General features: G+C 39.5%; 17 protein-coding genes. 11 read left to right on the plus strand and 6 right to left on the minus strand.

Annotated elements, in window-relative coordinates; genetic code table 11:
* Nucleotides 1-4 precede the first annotated feature (4 nt).
* From ACINWC141_RS07140 to ACINWC141_RS07150, 3 genes are all read left to right on the plus strand, one after another.
* A complete protein-coding gene (locus ACINWC141_RS07140) occupies nt 5-1,177 on the plus strand; it encodes an acyl-CoA desaturase (RefSeq protein ID WP_009389696.1) in 1,173 nt (390 codons plus the stop codon).
* Between the two features lie 99 nt (nt 1,178-1,276).
* Entirely contained in the window at nt 1,277-2,719 is a 1,443-nt protein-coding gene (locus tag ACINWC141_RS07145; protein ID WP_009389490.1) for a protein adenylyltransferase SelO, read from the plus strand.
* 65 nt (nt 2,720-2,784) lie between these two features.
* Nucleotides 2,785-3,366, plus strand: coding sequence for a L,D-transpeptidase family protein (locus ACINWC141_RS07150; protein ID WP_009389248.1), 582 nt, complete (start codon nt 2,785-2,787; stop codon nt 3,364-3,366).
* A gap of 71 nt (nt 3,367-3,437) precedes the next feature.
* Here ACINWC141_RS07150 and ACINWC141_RS07155 read toward each other — a convergent pair whose 3' ends face one another.
* Both ACINWC141_RS07155 and baeS read right to left on the minus strand, forming a co-directional pair.
* Nucleotides 3,438-4,124, minus strand: a complete 687-nt coding sequence (locus tag ACINWC141_RS07155) for a response regulator (protein WP_003655179.1) — start codon at nt 4,122-4,124, stop codon at nt 3,438-3,440.
* 21 nt (nt 4,125-4,145) lie between these two features.
* Nucleotides 4,146-5,804: a sensor histidine kinase efflux regulator BaeS gene (gene baeS / locus ACINWC141_RS07160; protein ID WP_009389450.1), complete on the minus strand. Its 1,659-nt coding sequence runs from the start codon at nt 5,802-5,804 to the stop codon at nt 4,146-4,148.
* Nucleotides 5,805-5,936: 132 nt separating this feature from the next.
* Between baeS and ACINWC141_RS07165 the strand changes: the two genes are divergently transcribed.
* The 4 genes from ACINWC141_RS07165 to ACINWC141_RS07180 all read left to right on the plus strand — a co-directional run bounded on the left by ACINWC141_RS07165 (nt 5,937) and on the right by ACINWC141_RS07180 (nt 10,960).
* Nucleotides 5,937-6,314: a hypothetical protein gene (locus ACINWC141_RS07165; protein ID WP_009389720.1), complete on the plus strand. Its 378-nt coding sequence runs from the start codon at nt 5,937-5,939 to the stop codon at nt 6,312-6,314.
* A gap of 289 nt (nt 6,315-6,603) precedes the next feature.
* The gene (locus ACINWC141_RS07170; protein ID WP_009389485.1) at nt 6,604-8,406 is read left to right on the plus strand and encodes an acyl-CoA dehydrogenase C-terminal domain-containing protein; all 1,803 of its coding nucleotides are present in this window, start codon (nt 6,604-6,606) and stop codon (nt 8,404-8,406) included.
* 167 nt (nt 8,407-8,573) lie between these two features.
* Nucleotides 8,574-10,355 (plus strand): acyl-CoA dehydrogenase C-terminal domain-containing protein, encoded by a 1,782-nt coding sequence (locus ACINWC141_RS07175; RefSeq protein WP_009389352.1) that lies wholly within the window; start codon nt 8,574-8,576, stop codon nt 10,353-10,355.
* A gap of 122 nt (nt 10,356-10,477) precedes the next feature.
* Nucleotides 10,478-10,960, plus strand: coding sequence for a phosphate-starvation-inducible protein PsiE (locus ACINWC141_RS07180; RefSeq protein ID WP_005036172.1), 483 nt, complete (start codon nt 10,478-10,480; stop codon nt 10,958-10,960).
* Nucleotides 10,961-10,997: 37 nt separating this feature from the next.
* Here the strand turns inward: ACINWC141_RS07180 and ACINWC141_RS07185 are convergent, their stop codons facing one another.
* A complete protein-coding gene (locus ACINWC141_RS07185) occupies nt 10,998-11,381 on the minus strand; it encodes an RcnB family protein (protein ID WP_009389604.1) in 384 nt (127 codons plus the stop codon).
* A 164-nt stretch (nt 11,382-11,545) separates the two neighbouring features.
* Between ACINWC141_RS07185 and ACINWC141_RS07190 the strand changes: the two genes are divergently transcribed.
* Nucleotides 11,546-11,992, plus strand: coding sequence for a hypothetical protein (locus ACINWC141_RS07190; protein WP_009389373.1), 447 nt, complete (start codon nt 11,546-11,548; stop codon nt 11,990-11,992).
* Nucleotides 11,993-12,308: 316 nt separating this feature from the next.
* Here the strand turns inward: ACINWC141_RS07190 and ACINWC141_RS07195 are convergent, their stop codons facing one another.
* A complete protein-coding gene (locus ACINWC141_RS07195; RefSeq protein ID WP_009389435.1) occupies nt 12,309-13,772 on the minus strand; it encodes a phospholipase D family protein in 1,464 nt (487 codons plus the stop codon).
* 75 nt (nt 13,773-13,847) lie between these two features.
* On the minus strand, nt 13,848-15,914 hold the full coding sequence (gene znuD, locus ACINWC141_RS07200) for a zinc piracy TonB-dependent receptor ZnuD (RefSeq protein ID WP_009389679.1): 2,067 nt from the start codon (nt 15,912-15,914) through the stop codon (nt 13,848-13,850).
* 136 nt (nt 15,915-16,050) lie between these two features.
* Between znuD and ACINWC141_RS07205 the strand changes: the two genes are divergently transcribed.
* Both ACINWC141_RS07205 and aspS read left to right on the plus strand, forming a co-directional pair.
* The gene (locus ACINWC141_RS07205; RefSeq protein ID WP_009389410.1) at nt 16,051-16,815 is read left to right on the plus strand and encodes a DUF4184 family protein; all 765 of its coding nucleotides are present in this window, start codon (nt 16,051-16,053) and stop codon (nt 16,813-16,815) included.
* Between the two features lie 171 nt (nt 16,816-16,986).
* A complete protein-coding gene (aspS, locus tag ACINWC141_RS07210) occupies nt 16,987-18,771 on the plus strand; it encodes an aspartate--tRNA ligase (RefSeq protein WP_009389628.1) in 1,785 nt (594 codons plus the stop codon).
* A 65-nt stretch (nt 18,772-18,836) separates the two neighbouring features.
* Here aspS and ACINWC141_RS07215 read toward each other — a convergent pair whose 3' ends face one another.
* A complete protein-coding gene (locus tag ACINWC141_RS07215; protein WP_009389350.1) occupies nt 18,837-19,865 on the minus strand; it encodes a stealth family protein in 1,029 nt (342 codons plus the stop codon).
* A gap of 204 nt (nt 19,866-20,069) precedes the next feature.
* Between ACINWC141_RS07215 and ACINWC141_RS07220 the strand changes: the two genes are divergently transcribed.
* Complete coding sequence (locus ACINWC141_RS07220) at nt 20,070-20,288, plus strand: hypothetical protein (protein ID WP_009389608.1); 219 nt, start codon at nt 20,070-20,072, stop codon at nt 20,286-20,288.
* Nucleotides 20,289-20,304 lie beyond the last annotated feature (16 nt).

The raw sequence follows: 20,304 nt of genomic DNA on the forward strand, positions 1-20,304 counted from the left end.
GGATATGACTTCCGCCCCACTCAAAGCCCCAATTAACTGGACCGCTAGCATTACCTTAATTGGTTTACCAATTCTTGCCGCAATCATAATCCCGATTTACGCGTATTATTATGATTTTAGTGTAAGCGCATGGGTAAGCTTATTTTTTCTTTTAGCTCTAAGTAGTATGGGGATTACTGCTGGTTATCACCGCCTGTGGGCTCACCGAGCTTACGAAGCGTCGTTACCGCTTAAAATTCTTTTAATGATCGGTGGAACGTTTGCCGTGCAAAATAGTATTTTGTTTTGGGCATCTGGTCACCGTACACACCATCGTCATGTTGATGATGTTGACGAAGATCCATATTCAATTGAGCGTGGTTTTTGGTATGCCCATATGGGTTGGATGATCCGCGATCATTCACCATCTGAGCCTGACTTTAAAAATGCACCTGACTTGCTCAATGATAAATTGGTTATGTTCCAGCATAAATACTACGGTTTACTCGTAGTTGCAGTTCACGTTGGAATTTTAGGTTTAATTGGTTGGGCAACTGGCGATTTATGGGGTGTAGTTCTCATAGGTGGTCTATTGCGTTTAATCATTAGCCATCAAGTGACTTTCTTCATTAACTCGCTTTGCCACATGTGGGGTAAACGTCCTTATACAGACGAAAACTCAGCACGTGATAATTTCTGGTTAGCTATCGCCACTTGGGGCGAGGGTTACCACAACTACCACCATATCTTCCAATACGATTATCGTAATGGGGTGAAATGGTGGCAATATGACCCAACAAAATGGTTGATTTGGTCTTGTTCTAAACTTGGTTTAGCTAAAAACTTACGTCGTATTCCAAGCTTTAATATTAAGAAAGCTGAACTGGCGATGAAGTTTAAATATGCCGAGCAAGATCTTGCTATTTATGGTCATGATGTAAATGCTGACATTAGTCAAATGAAGCAACGTATTGCACAAGAATACGAAGCATTTACTCATACTTTAAATGATTGGGCAAAACTTAAAGAACAAGAGTTACAAGTGAAAAAAGCAGCAATGGCTGAAAAGATTCATAGAATGGATCACAAGCTTAAAGTTGATTTTCAATTGCTTGAACACCGTCTAAGTCATCACCGCGAATGCTTAGAAACACTTATGCGTAGTGTTAAAAAGAATACTAATGTGGTATCAGACTAAAATAAATTCTGATCTAAAATAGCTCTTTCGGGAGCTATTTTTATGCCTGCTTTTTAACTATGGTATAGTGAAATCCGCTCTCTCTATTTTGCCAAGCCCATGCAATTTAATCCGCTCTACCCTTCACTTCCGTCTAAATTATTCCATGTTCAGCAGCCATCACCTTTGCGTGGTGCAAAAGCGGGACATTTTAATACCGCTTTGGCAGATGAACTGCGATGGTCAGAGGACGAAAAAAATGCATGGGTTGAAATTTGTAGCGGGCAGCGTACTTTCCCTGAATTCCCTTCTCTTGCTATGGTCTATGCTGGCCACCAATTCGGACAGTGGGCAGGACAACTTGGTGATGGACGCGGCTTACTTATCGCGCAAATACTGAATACAAAGGGCCAAACTATAGATTTACATCTAAAAGGTGCAGGCCCGACACCCTACTCAAGAATGGGAGATGGGCGCGCGGTATTGCGTTCTGTCGTCCGCGAATATTTAGCTGGGCATGCATTAAATGCCTTAGGCGTCGCTTCTAGTCACGCGGTAGGTTTTACGACCTCTACTCAAGGTGTACAGCGTGAAAAACTAGAGTTAGGCGCAATGCTACTCAGAACATCTGAATGTCATATCCGCTTAGGACATTTTGAATGGATTAATCAATACGCTCCAGAGTTACTGTCAGAGTTCACTCAAAAATGTATTGAATGGCATTATCCTGAATGTCTAGAAACTGAGAACCCTATTTTATCCTTTGCAAAGAAAGTAATAGAACGGACTGCAATCATGATTGCGAAATGGCAATTAGTTGGATTTGCTCATGGCGTAATGAATACCGATAACTTAAATATTACAGGTTCAACACTCGATTTCGGTCCATATGGTTTTATGGAACGCTTCCGCCCGAACTGGATCAATAACCACTCAGATTATCAAGGCCGTTATACTTATCAAAATCAGCCAAGCATAGGTCATTGGAATTTATGGACTTGGTTAAACAACTTAATTCCTCTCGCTGAACCTGAGCAAAAGGATCAGTTCAAAGAAGAGTTAGCGCGTTGCTTAGAACAATTTGAACCAACTTTTATTGAACATTACACAACTGGTTTATGTCAAAAAATGGGACTTCCCCATTTTCATAAAGACAGTCTTGATTGTAGTTTTGCGTTTTTAAGAATCTTACAAACTGAACAACTTGATTACACTCAGAGCTTTATCCGACTTCAAAATAAAGAATATAAAACTCTACGAGATGATTGCCTTGATATTCGACAGTTTGATGAGTTTCTTAGCCAATATCAAAGCATTCGTGAACATCAAGATACCGATGAACTTGATGCGAATATGGAAAAAGCAAATCCAGTTTATATTTTACGGAATCACATGGCTCAGCGGGCTATTGAAGCAGCGGAAAGAGATGATTTTAGCGAAGTGGACCGCTTGTTTAAGCTACTTGATCAGCCATATACAAGACAACCAGAGCTCGAACAACCACAAGATTTAGGTCCTTTACCAAGTGACGTACCAGACGTAGCAGTCAGTTGTTCTTCTTAATACTTTAAAGACTAAAACTCTCTTAAGTCGCTTAAGGGAGTTTCTTAAACATCAAAGAATAATATATGAAAATTAGACCTACCATTATTTGTACACTTCTTATAGTTCCACTCGGAATCGCTTTTTATAAATATGAAAAATATTTACCGACTTTTACGCCAAGCCATCAAGCACTTTCAAATAAAGAGATCTTAGAACTTATCAAGACAAAGCCCATCACTTCAATTGAAGTGTTCAAAAGTCAACGCCTACTTCTGCTCAAGAGTAATCAGGACGTGATTCGCCGTTATCCTCTCCGTCTTGGCTTTAATCCTAACGGACATAAACACTTTGAAAATGATGGGAAAACACCTGAGGGGATTTATTCTATAGATTGGCGCAATTCACAAAGTACGTACTATAAATCTTTGCATATTTCCTATCCCGATACGAAAGATATTGCTTATGCCAAGCAACATAATCAACCAACGGGTGGAGATATCATGATTCACGGATCAGTTCCAAAATCCTTCTTATCTATGCCTTTTAGCTCGACGTATATGCCCCATAAGGATTGGACATTAGGATGTATCGCGGTTAGAAATGTAGATATAGACGAGATTTGGCAATTAGTACCCGATCATACAAAGATTATAATTTATCCATAAAATCTTTAAAACTATCCACATTTTCTGTGGATAACATTGTGGTTATCCACAGAATAACTTTTGCTAGTGTTTTACTCTTCAGGATATTCGAAGCGGTAACCTACACCATAAACAGCTTGAATCCATTCATGACGGTTACCAGTTTCAGCTGCTTCACTAATTTTTCGGCGCAAGTTTTTGATATGACTGTCAATTACACGATCGGCAACGTCAAAACTATCTGGATTAATATGATCCAATAATTGTGCACGTGAATATACTTGCCCTACATGCTCTAAAAATAGCTCAAGTAAGCGAAATTCAGTAGGTGTTAAACTCAACGATTTTTGTTGATACCAAATTCTTTGCTGTGCTTTATCAATTCGGAAAGAATCATTTTGTTCAGGCTCTGCCTTACGCTCTAAACGGCGCAGAACAGCTTGTACGCGAGCCACCAACTCTTTTGGGCTAAATGGTTTACATACGTAATCATCAGCGCCCATATTCAGACCTAATACACGGTCAATTTCCTCTGTACGGGCAGTGACCATAATAATCGGTAAATCTGACTGTTCACGAACTTTACGGCAAATGGTCAAACCATCCATTCTTGGAACCATTAAGTCCAGAACCATTAAATTCGGTTTACGTTGCTGGAAACTCGCATAGGCATCTTGACCATCATGAAACATACTTACTTCAAAACCGGCAGCTTCAAGATAATCACGCACTAAATGCGCTAATTCGACTTCATCTTCAACCAACATCACATGTTTCATGAGATATTTTTCCTTTTATATTTAACTCTGCTTTTTAAAAGTAAGTACACAACGTAAACCACCTAATGGTGAATGTTCAAAACTGAGTGTACCACCAAGCGCCTGCGCAATTTTACAAGACAAAGCCAAGCCTAGCCCTGTTCCACCAGTACTACGCGTACGCGAATCATCTACGCGATAGAAACGTTCACCTAAACGAGACAACTGCTCATCGTTTAAACCAAATGGGCTGTCATCGACACACAAAGTCCACTCCTGCGGAGTTTGAGCTGTATGAATATGAATTTTGCCACCTGTTTCTGTGTAACGAATACTATTACTAATTAAATTAACAATAATCTGTTTAAAGCGATCACGGTCTAACAATAACGGAGAACTTGTTCCTTCAACTTGAATTTCGAGACCAGCCTGCTCAAGTTTCGGTTTAAAGTTTTCAACTTCTTGTAATACCACTTCCCACGGGTTTACAGAACTCAAATAACACTTAAGCTGCTGAGCATCTGCCTGCGCCAAGTCTGCAAGGTCTTGTGTTAATTTTTTCAAGCTTGAAACCTGACGCATCATTGCATCTAGATGTTCAGGAGTCGCTTTTCGAATCCCGTCTTGCATCGCTTCAATTTGTGCTTGTAATACAGCCAGCGGCGTTTTTAACTCATGAGAAGTATCTGCCACCCATTGACGTCGCGACTCTTCATGCTGGTGTAAAATTTCTGCCAAATGGTTCAATTGAGTTGATAAATCGCCCAACTCATCATTTCGCTTAATAACAACTTGATGTTGATAATTTCCTTTCGTTAATTCATTTGTCGCATTTAATAAACGCTGAATCGGTTTCTTAAAATAAGTCGCCATCAATAGCGCAGCAACTAAACTTGAAAGTAAGGTTAAAGCATAAATTAAGAGTAAATAGCGCTTTTGATTACTAAAGAAATTAATACTCAAAGCATCTTCTTTATCTAAGACGGGTTTTAAGCCTAAATATCCTACAACTTGATTGTTTAAGGTAATCGGGCGAAATGACATCTGATCTGAAGAAGGCGGTTCACCCACCACAAACTGGTGCCGTGCATCATATAAAGATAAACGGGAGCTCAAACCCAAACGGTCAGGCAAGGCAATAAAACGCTTCTTACCATTTTGGGTTTCAATATCTTTTAAGCTCCCTTTTTTTGATTTATTTTTATCATCACTTGGACGAAACTGGTTTGCACTTAAAGGGAATCTTAATCCTTCAAAGGGTTGATATTGAGAAGGTAAATTTTGTTCGAGTGTTCTTAACTCTTCATCACTAAAAATAGTATTTTTATTTGTCGATGCAACTTGAGGTGAAAGATTAATAAGAGCATGTTCATCGAAAGAATGCTGCTGTATAGCAATATCATATTGGCGACGAAGCCACCACTGTGAGAGGCGGTCATAGTCATCGGGAGCCGCATTCCCTTCAATTTGTAAAATCTGTGCTTGAATCGCATTCCCCCAATCATGGTACACCCTATAAACATCGCCCAGATTGGTAATGAGACGGTCGAGCTTCTGCATTTCAACGTCGGCCACATATTTGGCAAAGTTCTTTTGCATGGTCCAGTGCAAAACGCTCAAGCTTGCAGTCGCAATAAGCAATGTGGTGAGCAAGACTGTTAAAAATAACCGCAATGCAATGGGAACACGTAGAACGTTCAAAAGCACTCTCTCATTTTTACGCTATATTTGGCATTGTAACCAACAACGAAAAGAAAAACTCTCCATTGTTTCTACATCTTTATTATCTAATCTTTAAGCCATCAGTAAACACAACATTAAAGGGCTTTAAATATGAAAATGACGGCAAAACTTGCATTATTCAGTGCGGCAATTGTAACAATGGGAAGTTTAGCGGCGTGTCAATCGACGACTCAACCGCCAAAGCCAGAGCGTGGCATGATGCAAGATGGCCCACGTGAAGGCCACCACCGTATGAAACATCGTGAGTTCACACCAGAACAAAAAGCAGCATGGGAACAGCACCGTGCAGAACGTCAAGCTCGCTTTGAACAAATCCAAAAAGCATGCGATGGCAAGGCCAATGGACAAGCAGTAAATGTTCAAGTTGGAGATAAGACACTTGAAGGTACTTGTAACCTTCGTTTTGAGCCAAAGCGCCCTCAACCACCAGTTAATGCCCCTGCTCCAGCATCAGCTCAAGCAAAATAATTCTAAAAATCGTGAAACAAAAGGCGCCTATAGGCGCCTTTTGTTTATACATAACTATTTACGATTTTGACTATTTGTATCATATAAACATAACCAAAAGTGTTTACACTCAAAGCACTTAGCTAGTTTAAGCATTTTTTTCTTGACTTTGCAGTCACAAAGTAAAGGTCCTGAGGTGCTTGTGCAGTTATGCAAGTTGTTGCACGATGTAATAGTCCAAGGTGCCTCATGGCACATTCTCATAGATTAAGATTATAACTCTGGTTTCACCAGTATTGAGGAACCCGATATGCCACAATACAAAGCGCCCTTACGTGATATGCAATTCGTTTTGCATGAATTATTAAATGCTGAAGAACACTATGCAAAATTACCTGATTTCCAAGGTAACGTAAGCCGTGAATTGGTTGATCAATATTTAGAAGCTGCGGCAGACTTTTGTGAAAATGAACTTTCTCCTTTAAACCAAGTTGGCGACCGTGAAGGTTGTACTTGGAATGATGGCGTAGTTACCACTCCAACAGGCTTTAAAGAAGCTTATCAAAAATATATTGAACTCGGCTTTCCGTCTTTATCAGCAGAAGAACAATACGGTGGCCAGGCTTTACCTAACTCTTTAGGCATTGCAATTTCTGAAATGGTAGGTAGCTCTAACTGGGCATGGGGTATGTACCCTGGCTTATCTCACGGAGCTGTACGTACATTAGAACATCATGGTTCTGATGAACAGAAAAATACTTATTTACCAAACCTTGTTTCAGGTGTTTGGACAGGTACGATGTGCTTAACTGAATCTCATGCAGGTTCAGATTTAGGTATTATTCGTTCTAAAGCAGAACCAAATGCTGATGGTAGCTATTCAATCTCTGGCGAGAAAATCTTTATCTCTGCTGGTGAACATGATATGGCTGAAAACATCATCCACATCGTTCTTGCTCGTTTACCAGGTGCACCAAAAGGCACTAAAGGTATTTCGTTATTCATCGTTCCTAAGTTCAACGTCAATGCAGACGGAACACTAGGCGAGCGTAATGCAGTACGTTGTGGTTCAATCGAACATAAAATGGGTATTCATGGTAACGCAACTTGTGTCATTAACTTTGACCAAGCTAAAGGTTACTTGATTGGACCTGAGAACCGTGGTTTGAACTGTATGTTCACCTTCATGAACACAGCACGTATTGGTACTGCTGTTCAAGGTTTAGCAGCGTCAGAATCATCTTTCCAAGGTGCGTTGACTTACGCAAAAGAACGTTTGGCAATGCGTTCACTTTCTGGTCCTAAAGCTCCAGAAAAAGAAGCAGATCCAATCATTGTTCACCCAGCTGTACGTAACATGCTTTTAACTCAAAAAGCGTTTGCTGAAGGCGGTCGTGCACTTGTTTACTTACTTGCTCAATACGCTGACATCGTTGAAAAAGGCGAAACAGAAGAAGAGCGTAAGTTTGCTGACAACATCTTGTCTTTATTGACTCCAATTGCAAAAGCATTCTTAACTGAAACAGGTTCTGAATCTGCTAAGCATGGTGTTCAAGTCTTCGGTGGCCATGGCTTTATTTCTGAGCATGGCATGGAACAAATCGTACGTGATACACGTATTGCTTGCTTGTATGAAGGTACAACCGAAATTCAAGCACTCGATTTGTTAGGTCGTAAAGTATTGCAAACTCAAGGTGCAATGCTAAAAGACTTCACAAAAATGATTCACAAATTTGTTGAAGCAAATAAAGACAACGCTGCCATGAAAGAATTTGTTGAGCCGCTTGCTGCTCTTAACAAAGAATGGGGCGATCTGACCATGCAAATTGGTATGCGTGCAATGCAAAACCCAGATGAAGTAGGTGCTGCTGCTGTAGATTACCTCTACTTCTCAGGTTACATTACTTTAGCGTACCTATGGGCTCGTATGGCACTTGTTGCACAAGAGAAGTTGGCAGCAGGTACTAGCGATGTTGACTTCTACAACGCAAAAGTCACTACAGCTCGATTCTACTTCAAAAAAATCTTGCCACGTGTTCGCTCACATGTTGATGTGATTGCAGGTGGTCTAGACCCATTGATGTCATTAGATGCTGAACATTTCGCTTTCTAACCATAGTTAGTTGCGATATGCAATGTTAAAAAACAAAAAAGGACTGCTCAGTTTTGACGGTCCTTTTTTTATAAAATCAATGATAAATTTACACTTTAAATTCCATATCCATTTCGTTTTACAGGATATCTAGCACAGGCCAATGTGCACAAAAAAGGTGAACGATTATGCCAATTTACAATGCTCCTTTAGCTGATATGAAATTCATCTTAAATGATGTATTTAAAGCAGAACAATTTTGGCAATCTAATGAGAAACTCGCTCATGTAGATGCTGCAACAGCTGAAGCAATTTTAGAAGAAATGGCTAAATTTGCTCAGAACGTGACTCATCCGTTAAACCGTACCGGTGATGAAGAAGGCGCTCGCTATGAAAACGGCGAGGTGTTCACACCAGCTGGTTTTAAAGATGCATTCCGTCAATATGCAGAAGGTGGTTGGATTGGCTTAGGTGCCGATGAAGAATGGGGCGGTCAAGGCATGCCAAAAATGCTCACCGTTCTTTCTGATGAAATGTTATTTGCAACTAACCCATCATTTATGCTCTACCCGCTTCTTTCGGTGGGTGCAGGCATGGCTTTAAGCAGCTATGCATCTCAAGAACAAAAAGAAACTTATTTACCTAAGATTTATTCAGGTGAATGGTCAGGCACGATGTGCTTAACCGAACCACATGCAGGTACTGATTTAGGTATTATTAAAACTAAAGCAGAACCTAATGAAGACGGTACTTATAATATTACGGGTACTAAAATCTTTATTACTGGCGGTGACAACGATTTAGCAGAAAACATCATTCACTTGGTACTTGCTAAAACGCCTGATGCCCCTGCGGGTTCACGTGGTATCTCGCTATTTATCGTACCAAAATATTTAGTAAATGAAGATGGTTCATTAGGTGAACGTAACCTCGTTGGTCCAGGTTCTATCGAACATAAAATGGGGATCAAAGCGTCTGCAACTTGTGTGATGAACTTTGATGGGGCTAAAGGTTACCTCGTTGGTAAAGAAAACGAAGGTCTTGCTGCCATGTTTGTCATGATGAACTACGAACGTTTATCTATGGGTATCCAAGGTTTAGGTGCATCTGAATTTGCATATCAAAATGCAGCACAATATGCGACTGACCGCTTACAAGGTCGTAGTGCAGCTGGTGTTCAATCACCAAACAAACCTGCTGACAGCATTTTAGTACATGGCGACGTGCGTCGTATGTTGTTAAACGTACGTGCAAACAATGAAGCATCGCGTGCATTTGCAGTCTATGTAGGTCAACAGCTCGATATTACTAAATTCTCAACTGATGCCGAAGCTGTGAAAAAAGCTAATAATCGCGTTGCGCTTTTAACACCGATTGCTAAAGCTTACCTTACAGATACAGCATTCCAAGCAACTTTAGATGCTCAGATGGTGTTTGGTGGTCACGGTTATATCCGTGAATGGGGTATGGAGCAATGTATCCGTGATCTTCGTATTGCTCAAATCTACGAAGGAACAAATGGCGTTCAGTCTCAAGATTTAATTGGTCGTAAAACCATTAAATGTGGCGGTGCGTTCATTGCTGAATACATCACTGAAATTCGTGACTTTGCAAATGATCTAGACACCGATTTGAACTTTATTAAAGATGCAACTTTAGATGCTGCAACTGAAATTGAAGCAATCACTCAGTTTATTATTGAACAAGCTGCTGAAAACGTAGACTTCCCGAATGCTGCGGCAGTCGATTATCTACATGCAGTCGGCTTACTCAGCTTTGCATATATGTTTGCTAAAATCGCAGCGGCAGCAAAAGATAAATCTGGTGATTTCTACCAGAACAAACTTGCTTTAGCTCAATACTTTGTTGAACGTATCTTGCCGGATATTGATGCGCGTATTGCTAAAATTAAGGCGGGTTCTGACTTAATTATGGGCTTTAGTGAAGATTACTTCACGAACCAAGCTTAATATTTAAAATTAAAAAAAAGCGCCTGAATATTCAGGCGCTTTTTTATTTTGTATTTACTATTTCCATTGGCATGAAATTTGTTTAATTTCTAAACATTACAAAGCAAACAAAAGATATTACTATGCCTGATCCTAAAAAATATGAGCGAATACTTGACCGTTTTGGTCATTACGCCGTAGAAGCCTTTCACTATTTAGCCTTGTTTATTATTGGATGTATGGTGGCTTGGTCGGCAGCCAATACTGTTTTTGAAATTTTGACCGTCAAAAAGTATGCTTCGATTGATGATATTTTATTATTATTTATATATTTAGAACTTGGGGCAATGGTTGGAATTTACTTTAAAACCAATCATATGCCAGTACGCTTTCTTATTTATGTCGCAATTACAGCATTAACCCGCCTACTCATTTCAGATATTCAACATGACCATAAAGCAGATATGGACCAAGTCATTATTACCGGCTCAATTCTTATTTTAGCTCTTTCTATATTGGTGGTCCGTTTTGCATCTTGGAATTATCCTTCAGTGATGAAAGAAAAACATGCAAAAACACCAACAACGTTAAAGCCACCACAACCTCAAGATGATGAGTTAGCATAAAAAAGGCCTCAATATTGAGGCCTTTTTTATTTTATATTTAACGAACTCGATAAATGTTGTGTCTTGAATCAACTAACAAATATTGATTAGGGGTTTTAACCCAATGGTATCCACGTGGGGGCGCATATAAACGATGCGCTCTCCAATCCGAAACATAATAGCGGCTATTGCGATATTCAGCAGGGATACGTTCACCGCGTTTAAATGCTACATATCGACCATAGTGCTTACCGCGATCGGCATTTGACCACTGTGGAGCGCGATGATCATTTCGGTAGTCATGACGGCGGTCATCACGATGCTCATATCGATCATAGTTTTTACCATGATTATTGTCCCAACGATGACTTGTATCGGCCATCGCAGTAGCTGACATACCCAACATTAATGTTGAAAGTACTAAAATGATTGGCTTTTTCATACCCTATTTCCTTTTATCTTGATCTGAAGCTAGATTAAAAGAGAGTCAAGGAGAAACCATGAATAAAACAGCTTTGATTGATATTGTTTGTAATGACTATAAAGAAAATATGAAGAATCTGTATCTGTGCTACCATTACCATTTTTCAAACTAGGTCAATTGCTGTGTCTGAAATCAGTTTTGAACGTCTTCATCAATTTTTTTGCAAAGTTCCAACCGTACAAGAAGCCCGTATCATGGCTCATGGAGCAGACGGCGAACATGCTTGGTGGTTTAAGTTCAGTATTGATGTAGAACATCCGCTAGCATGGCAAACAGTTCAAGAATTAGGACATGTTTTAAACTATCTCTCGACGAATGAACGTCTACCGACTTTATTCTTCCCTGTTTCACCGCCGCCTTACATGAACGGTGAAGCAAAAGACTTTTTATCGTGGATTATTCAGTGTAACCATCCTGAATTTAACCCAGATGTGGTCTGTGACTGGCTTGAGGCACGCTTACCAAATCCTGTCAATGATGAGTCGCAGTGGAAAATTAAGACTGATTTGAGTGAATTGGAAAAGTTAGATGATAAGACTTTGGATCAGTTGATTCCTCCAGCGCCTTAATATATTCAAAGTTTTATTCTCTTTTTTAATTAGCACGACGGAGTCTTACCGCTTTAAGTTCTAGTTGTAGTAGCCAATTCGTTACTTTGGTTTCGCCCAAAGTAACCAAAAGCATTTGTCATCCACAAAACCTGAGGTACGAATAGCAAAGATTAATAATCTTTGCTATTCGTACCGCAAGGCGAAAGCTATGCTTGAGTTTGAACTACGCACTTTGTTTGTCTTGCGCTCGAAGCAAACGATGTTTGCTTTCCCTCGCTCAGGTTATGGATGACTCTAGGCACAAACCATTTTTGGAAAACTCCAAAGATGGTCATTAGAAAGTCGACAGCCCTGACCATTCCATAAAACGATAAATCCAATACTTCACTTTAGACTCATCTGCATATTTCGCGTAATCCAGACTCATCTGCTTACCTTGTAAATTTGACCATGAAGTATTGAAGTAATCTTGTGCATCTTTAAAGACTTGATCTTGAACTTTGCCTATAACCAACATATCTGTTTCAAGGTTATAATTTTTTAAATTACGGGCTGTAAAATTAGCAGATCCCACAATTAACTCAGCTTGTTGGGCGTTATATTTCAATATCATTTTGCTATGGTTCTGCTCGCCATGTGTGTCACACCAACGAATTGGAATGCCTGCCGCGTGTAGCTCCGAGGCAACTTGACGGTTTGGAATACCATTCTTTTGTCGACCAAAAGCATCTTTATTAGGATCAAGTAGAACTCGGACAATCACACCTCTTTGTTGAGCACTTTTTAGAGCTTCAATAATCTTGCGTTCAGATAAATAGAACATACTTAAATCAAGATGCTCTTTAGGCTTAGCTGAGTTAATCAATTTCAATACAGATTGATAAATCGCCCCTTCAGTTAACACTTGAACTTGAGGTTTAGTTACGTCTTTTTCAAAGTCACCTAAAATGAGCGATGGAGAACTACTACCTGACATTCGCGCAACCGCAGCTTCAGATTGTAAAACATCTGCTGCTGTAGCTCCCGTTACCACCAAAGCAACATTTGAGTGTCTAGAACTACCATCATGCGGATTTGCTGAAGTCACCAGTGACTTCCAACCAGCATCGGTATCGACGACTACAGTTTTACGGTGATTCGCCTTAAAGTTAAATAAGTTCAAATAACTGCGCAGTGTAATTTTTTCATCACCGAATGGATTGGGTAGCCAGCCTTTTTCAGGGTTATTTCCAACATTCTGACAGCAGATGTACCATAATCCTGACCAGAATGGATTAGAAGCACGTAAAGGAGCTAAATTGGTTTCAATCACATCAACACCCGCTTGACGTAACTGACGGTAGTGTTCAGGGCTTAGGCCACCGTAAACAGAGTTAATCGGGTCAGTAATCATCACAATCTGAATTTGGCGGTTTTGTCTTTTTTTACTTACTAATGCATCGGTTAACTCTTGCATTAATAGTCTTTGCTTCAGTTTTGAGTCACCCACTTCTGAATTAAACAAGAACATATCCACTACTATCGTGGTTTTTGCCTCATCAATCATTTTCAAGATTTCATCAAAAATGTGCTGATCGACCTGTTGTTGCCCTTTCGCATCTAGGTAGGTTTTATCAGCTAAAAATTTGACATCGGCATGTCTAAGCTTGCCACTAAAGTTAATCCCTTGTGGCAATGGTTTTACTGTGTGGTAAATTGCCGATGCAAGATATGCAATAGCAACAACGCAAAGTAATACCGCCATATAACGACGCCCTGACCAATTTATTTTTTGATGAATTCGTTGAAAAATACGCATAAAAAAGACCTAACTTGATGCTTTCAAATTAGGTCTTTTAGATTGATTTTTCAAGTTTAGTTTCGTGTTAAAGCCTTAAAAGGTAAAATCAACACCGACTGTAAAATTACGTCCAACTTGCGGAATATTTGATAAGAACGAAGCATGTTGATAAACCGTGTCATCTAACAAGTTGTTGGCTTTCATATAAACACGGTAATCTGTTTTTGCACCATATTGCCCAGAATATGCCACCCCAAGGTTGAGCATGTTGTACCCTTCGGTTTCGGTCTCGTAGGCCGCGATTTTATCTTGGTTAAAGACATGATAATACTCGGCAGAACCACTAAAGCCATCACCAAAATCTGCGTCGACTTTAGTCCCTAAACGTCCTGCTGGAATACGCGGAGCATTACCTTCTGCATCAATTTTACCGCGCACATAATCACCAAAAGCACTGATCTTGTACATTGGGGTAATTTGATAACCAATTTCACCCTCTGCACCATAGAAACGAGCTTTATCTTGAGTGTATTGAACTAAACGGAAGTCTTTATAACGGTCAAGGGTTTGTGCATAGATGTAGTCATCAAACCAGTTATGGTAAACATGCAGGTGATAATCAAGTTTGTTATTATCAAAATGCAAACCTAACTCAACATTATTGGATTTTTCCTTACTGAGTTGATCATTTCCTAACTCATAAGTATTCGTCGCAAAGTGCCCACCATTTGCATATAACTCTTGAGCTAAAGGTAAGCGTTCCTGATGTGAAGCGACAAAAGAAAGTTTATAGTTCGGTGCAAACTCCCAGTTCGCAGCACCTGCATAGGAAAATGCCGACCCATCAAAATCTTGTTTAGAGTTATCGTCTACATCAACTTCTTGCTGATCTGCACGTGCAGAAAGCTCAAAATGTACGTCTTTCCATTGTTTATGTTCTAAAGCAAATACGCTCCACTTTTTGGTAGTGGTCGGTGCCATAAAGGCTTCTTCGCCAGTTAAATTCAGTTTTTGCTGACCTAACTGTGCACCAATGACCCCTTCCCAACTTGCAATCGGGTTATGTACTAACTCAACACGCCCGTCATAGCCTTTGTTTTGGAATCGGGTTGCAATTGCTCCTTCTTCAATTTCATCGTGCTGATAGTCAGTATAGCTCGCCTGAGCACGTAACTTTTGGAAGCCTGCAAATGGATCATTTAACTCAGTTTTAAAATCATAACGCTCAGATTTTAAGTCAATCCACGGGCCGCCATGTTCGTGATCGTGAGCTTCTTCATCACTGTGACCTTCGTGATCATGGTCATGATCGCCACAATCTAAATGTAGTCTTCCGCCTAGATGAGCACTACAACTTTCATATTCATGGCTATGACCTGGTAAGCCATATTGGTCTCGGCGGTTGCTATAAGAGATACCCGTATAACCACGGTCATAAATCCAAGATAACCCGACGTTAACAGAGTCACCCTGAGCAAAAGTATTGTCTACACGGCGCTCTTTTTCACCTTCATGAATATAATTTGGCGCAATGTAGTTATTCGCATCGCGTGTTAACCCCTCAACACGTAAAGCCACTTGGCTACCCAATCCTACAGTTACGCCCGCGCTCGCTAGTTTTTCATCACTTCCAGTGTTGTAACGTAAGCCAACTTGTCCTTCATAACCGTTTTCAGGCATTTGCGTAGGGATCTTGTTATCAATAACGTTGACTAAACCACCGACAGTTCCTGCACCGAACAGTAAAGTAGAAGGGCCTCGAATCACTTCCACTTGTTTTGCAAGTACAGGATCTACAGTTACCGCATGGTCAGGCGACAAAGTCGAAACATCAATATTTTCTGATGAATTCTGAAGAACTTTAACGCGTGGCCCATCTTGTCCACGGATCACTGGTCGACTCGAGCCTGCCCCAAACTGATTAGCGTAAATTCCTACTTCACTACTGAGCGCATCCCCAATAGTGGCGGCCCCTTGCGATAAATGCTTTTGATCAACAACAGTATCTGCAACTGCAAAATCTTGTGAAGTTTGCTCAAGTGGATGAGCCTTAATTCGAATGGTTTCTAACTTTTCAACATTTTCACTTTCTGCTGCAAACGAAGGAACGGATATGACAGCTAAAATGGATAAGGTCAAAATATTTTTATAAAACTGCATTGGATGTGTCCCGGATCACGATATGTTTTATTTTGTTATATTATAACATTCCAGTTGTATTGCAATAAAAAACATTTCTAATTAGACGATTCGTTAGACTGATCACCTAAATGATGTGAGTAATTTTTGATTTCTAATGCCTTTTACGATCTCTCATGCCGTTATAGCTCCACCTCTGTCCAAGCTTAGCAAAAACGCTTTACCGATTGCTGCGTTAGCAATTGGGAGTATGACACCCGATCTTTACCGCTTATTTACAGTTCAGTCCAGCATGCTGACGCACCAATGGAAAGGTCTGATTTATCCCAACCTTGCACTAGGCCTCGTTTTTTGTGCATTTTGGTATTTTCTTTACCGCCCAGTGGTTTACCGTTTTTTTGGTGTGCAACATGATCTTGGCCTCAACTCTTTAAAACGTATTTTTATATTTTTTATTGGAGTTATATTTGCACTCATTGTCGGTATCGCGACTCATCTGATTTGGGATGGTTTAACACATTCAGACTTTCGAACGTTTGTATTTAAAGATGTATTAGCGACAACTATTCATCTTTTTGGTCATCCCTACCCTTTGCATCGTCTTTTACAACTTGGCACCTCTGCTCTTGCCTTACCTTTTCTTGGTTGGATGTGTATTCACTATTACCAGCGCTACAAACAACACTGGAAAGTAAGTAAAAAAATTAAAATTTTCGCGTGGTCTCTGTTTATTCTATCTACAGTCTTAGGCTTATTTTCATTTTGGGATTATGCGCGCTACATACCCCATGAAGTTTGGCATGCTGATACCTATTATTTTACAGGGCGTTCTATTAATGAGTTTATGCAAGGTTGGTTAAGTACCTTTAGCTTAGGATGCTTATTATTCTTGTTTTTAGATCGGCAACAAAGAATGGGATAAATTGGAAAACTTGCTGCCAAATTGCTCATTTTCAGCTTAATTTCCGCGGTTTTTTGATCTAGTTCTTGTGGCAAACCATGCAACAAGGCATAATCGAAAACTTATTTTTTTTGACGGTGCGCGGTTTACGCATCCGTCTTTTCAGCCAATATAGTTTGGATATTTTTCATCATGATGCGAACTCATTACTGTGGCTCTTTAACTGAAGCCCAAATCGACCAAACCGTTACACTATGCGGTTGGGTACATCGTCGCCGTGACCATGGCGGTGTTATTTTCCTTGATATGCGTGACCGTGATGGTCTCGTTCAAGTGGTTATTGACCCAGATACTCCAGAAGCATTTGCAACAGCAGATAAAGCACGCTCTGAATATGTATTAAAAATTACAGGTCGTGTTCGTCGCCGTTATGAAGGTACTGAAAATGCCAACATGGTGAGTGGTCAAATTGAAGTTTTAGGTAAAGATATCGAAGTTCTTGCCGCTTCAGAAACACCTCCATTCCCGTTAAATGATGAAAATACCAATATTTCTGAAGAAATTCGTTTGAAATATCGTTTCTTAGATATTCGTCGTCCTGAAATGTTGGATCGTTTACGCTTCCGTTCTAAATTGACCAACCTTATTCGTAATTATTTCGAAGAGAATGGTTTCTTAGACGTTGAAACACCTATTTTGACACGTGCAACACCTGAAGGTGCGCGTGACTATTTAGTACCAAGTCGTGTACAAAATGGTAGTTTCTATGCACTTCCGCAATCACCACAATTATTCAAACAATTATTGATGGTGGGTGGTATTGATCGTTACTACCAAATCGCAAAATGTTTCCGCGACGAAGACTTACGTGCTGATCGTCAACCAGAATTTACTCAAATCGACGTTGAAACATCGTTCATGAGTGACGATGACATCATGGACTTAATGGAAGTCCTGACTGTGAAGATGTTCGATGAACTTCTTGGCGTTAAATTCGATAAATTCCAGCGTATGACTTACGCAGATGCAATGCGTGACTATGCATCAGACAAACCTGATATGCGTATTCCTTTGAAACTCGTTGACGTTGCAGACTTAATGCAAGAAGTAGAGTTCAAAGTATTTGCTGGCCCTGCAAAAGATCCTAAAGGTCGTATTGTTGCCTTACGTGTTCCGGGTGCAGCGTCATTGCCACGTAGTGCAATCGATGAATACACCAAATTCGTTGGCATCTATGGTGCAAAAGGTTTGGCTTACATCAAAGTTAATGAACTCGCTAAAGGAATTGAAGGTCTTCAATCTCCAATCGTGAAATTCATTGAACCGATTGTACTTGAACTATTAGCACGTGTTGGTGCGCAAGATGGCGATATCGTATTCTTTGGCGCTGATAAAGCTAAAGTTGTAAATGATGCAATGGGCGCTCTTCGTGTGAAGATTGGCCATGATTTGAATCTTGCAACTTGTGAGTGGGCTCCACTTTGGGTTGTTGACTTCCCAATGTTTGAAGAAACTGAAGATGGTAAATGGACTTCTGTTCACCATCCATTCACTCTACCAAAATCAAGCGTAGAAGAAGTGAAGAGCAATCCAGGTGAAGCACTTTCTGTTGCTTACGACATGGTATTGAACGGTACTGAAGTTGGTGGTGGTTCTCTACGTATTTACACATTAGAAATGCAAAAAGCAATTTTTGAAGCGCTTGGTATTTCTGATGAAGAAGCGGAAGAGAAATTTAGCTTCTTATTAAATGCGCTTCGTTACGGTGCTCCTCCTCACGGTGGTTTGGCATTTGGTCTTGACCGTTTAGTAATGTTAATGACTGGCGCGACTTCTATTCGTGACGTTATTGCATTCCCTAAAACCAAGACTGCTGAATGTCCACTTACTCAAGCACCTGCTCCTGTTGAAGCAAATCAGCTTCGTGACTTGGGCATCCGCTTACGTGAAAAGCCAAAAGCTGAAGAATCTAAATAATTTTTAGATTTTTAAATTAAAAAACCCTGCTTATGCAGGGTTTTTTATTCATTAATTCTCAAATTTTAATGAGATATTTCTTTTTCAAAACTTGAAAGCGTTTTAAATTTTTGATCAAAAATCTGAATGATTTCTGTTTTAAGCTTATCAAAATCGACCACGTGTTCATCATCATTTAAACAAATTTGTGGAAGTCGTTCATTCTTAATAACCTGATTAATTTCAGGAAGATTTTGTATCCTTAAGTTAAAGTTTTGTCCACGCTCAAATATATTGACAGGATAAAAACGGGATGAGCACAACTGCCACAACCGAAAAAGATACTGATTAACGTCTAATGGCTGTCTAAATCGATGACTTGATACTTCTTTTAAATAAGCTTCTTCGGTTTTCCAAACTTCTTCAAATACGGATTTCAAAAAAGGTTGAGGCAAATGAGTACTATAAAAACTTGAAAATTTTCGATTATATAAACTTAAAAGATTTCCTAAATTACTGCTCATAGAATAGCGATAGTTAAAAAGTGCATAAGGATTTTTATGGAATAATTTTCGCTTATTAAAATGCTTATTAATAATCGCAACATCCGTTAGGGCAACTGCCCCCAGAAAGTTCTCTTCACCTACCACCATGAGAGGCTGTAAATGCAAGCCATCACAAGGTAAACCATTTCTAAAAAAGAACTCAGGTTCTAAAGGCCTATTAATAAAGGTATCATCATTAAAATAGACAAAATGCTCTGCTAACCCCTCAATTTTATGAATATTGATTTCAATGGCATGTGAGTTAAATGTCGGTAAACAGTTTGGTTCAATAATTTGATCGTGAGTAACCAAATTTAATTTAGGATGATTTTTGACTAAAAATTCAGGGAAATGACCACAAGTCACCAGATGGATCTTTCTAACCCACGGGCAAAATTTCTCAACAGCTCTAAACCAGTAATGAAGATTATTCCAGTCGCGATAGCGGCATTGCTCAGTAAGTTCAACTAGATTGTTTTTAGTTTCTTTGGATTTATAATATATATATTGTTGCTGCCATTTTGTATCGGTTGAATCCACCCAAATCATTACAAAATCAACAGGCTGCATTAAACATATATCCAAATAAGTACAGAAATTTACTAGAAAATCTTAGATAAAAAATGGAATTTAAGGTTTATTAATGTTAATAAAAATTCACAATTTATTCATATTTTTTATTTTTTCTACACAATTGTTTCAAATAAGACTCTATTGAGCTGAGAGTAGGCAAATGGCATAATATCCCCACTTTTTCTCCCTTGGTGATTCATTATGGCAATGCGCCCTGATGTACGTCGACATGCTTTAATCGTAATTGTATTCTCTCTTGCGCAATGGTTTCTCATGCGCTATATCCTTGCAAATGAATTATTTAACATTACTACAAGTCAACGTATTCTTTATTTCTGCGTAAGTAGCTTAGCAGGTGCATTACTTATTTTTGTTGCGCTGATTTATATGGTTTTAAAAGGAAATGCGGATAAAAATTAATATCCGCATCTCATCA

The organism is Acinetobacter sp. WC-141 (genome assembly GCF_000313935.1).
Taxonomy (GTDB): Bacteria; Pseudomonadota; Gammaproteobacteria; order Pseudomonadales; family Moraxellaceae; genus Acinetobacter.

Bases quoted from the DNA above. Each gene is read 5' to 3' on its own strand.
- ACINWC141_RS07155 (WP_003655179.1), bottom strand. From the start codon at position 4,124: ATGAAACATGTGATGTTGGTTGAAGATGAAGTCGAATTAGCGCATTTA.
- aspS (WP_009389628.1), top strand. From the start codon at position 16,987: ATGATGCGAACTCATTACTGTGGCTCTTTAACTGAAGCCCAAATCGAC.
- ACINWC141_RS07145 (WP_009389490.1), top strand. From the start codon at position 1,277: ATGCAATTTAATCCGCTCTACCCTTCACTTCCGTCTAAATTATTCCAT.
- ACINWC141_RS07140 (WP_009389696.1), top strand. From the start codon at position 5: ATGACTTCCGCCCCACTCAAAGCCCCAATTAACTGGACCGCTAGCATT.
- ACINWC141_RS07180 (WP_005036172.1), top strand. From the start codon at position 10,478: ATGCCTGATCCTAAAAAATATGAGCGAATACTTGACCGTTTTGGTCAT.
- ACINWC141_RS07215 (WP_009389350.1), bottom strand. From the start codon at position 19,865: ATGCAGCCTGTTGATTTTGTAATGATTTGGGTGGATTCAACCGATACA.
- znuD (WP_009389679.1), bottom strand. From the start codon at position 15,914: ATGCAGTTTTATAAAAATATTTTGACCTTATCCATTTTAGCTGTCATA.
- ACINWC141_RS07150 (WP_009389248.1), top strand. From the start codon at position 2,785: ATGAAAATTAGACCTACCATTATTTGTACACTTCTTATAGTTCCACTC.
- ACINWC141_RS07205 (WP_009389410.1), top strand. From the start codon at position 16,051: ATGCCTTTTACGATCTCTCATGCCGTTATAGCTCCACCTCTGTCCAAG.
- ACINWC141_RS07175 (WP_009389352.1), top strand. From the start codon at position 8,574: ATGCCAATTTACAATGCTCCTTTAGCTGATATGAAATTCATCTTAAAT.
- ACINWC141_RS07185 (WP_009389604.1), bottom strand. From the start codon at position 11,381: ATGAAAAAGCCAATCATTTTAGTACTTTCAACATTAATGTTGGGTATG.
- ACINWC141_RS07195 (WP_009389435.1), bottom strand. From the start codon at position 13,772: ATGCGTATTTTTCAACGAATTCATCAAAAAATAAATTGGTCAGGGCGT.
- ACINWC141_RS07170 (WP_009389485.1), top strand. From the start codon at position 6,604: ATGCCACAATACAAAGCGCCCTTACGTGATATGCAATTCGTTTTGCAT.
- ACINWC141_RS07220 (WP_009389608.1), top strand. From the start codon at position 20,070: ATGGCAATGCGCCCTGATGTACGTCGACATGCTTTAATCGTAATTGTA.
- ACINWC141_RS07165 (WP_009389720.1), top strand. From the start codon at position 5,937: ATGAAAATGACGGCAAAACTTGCATTATTCAGTGCGGCAATTGTAACA.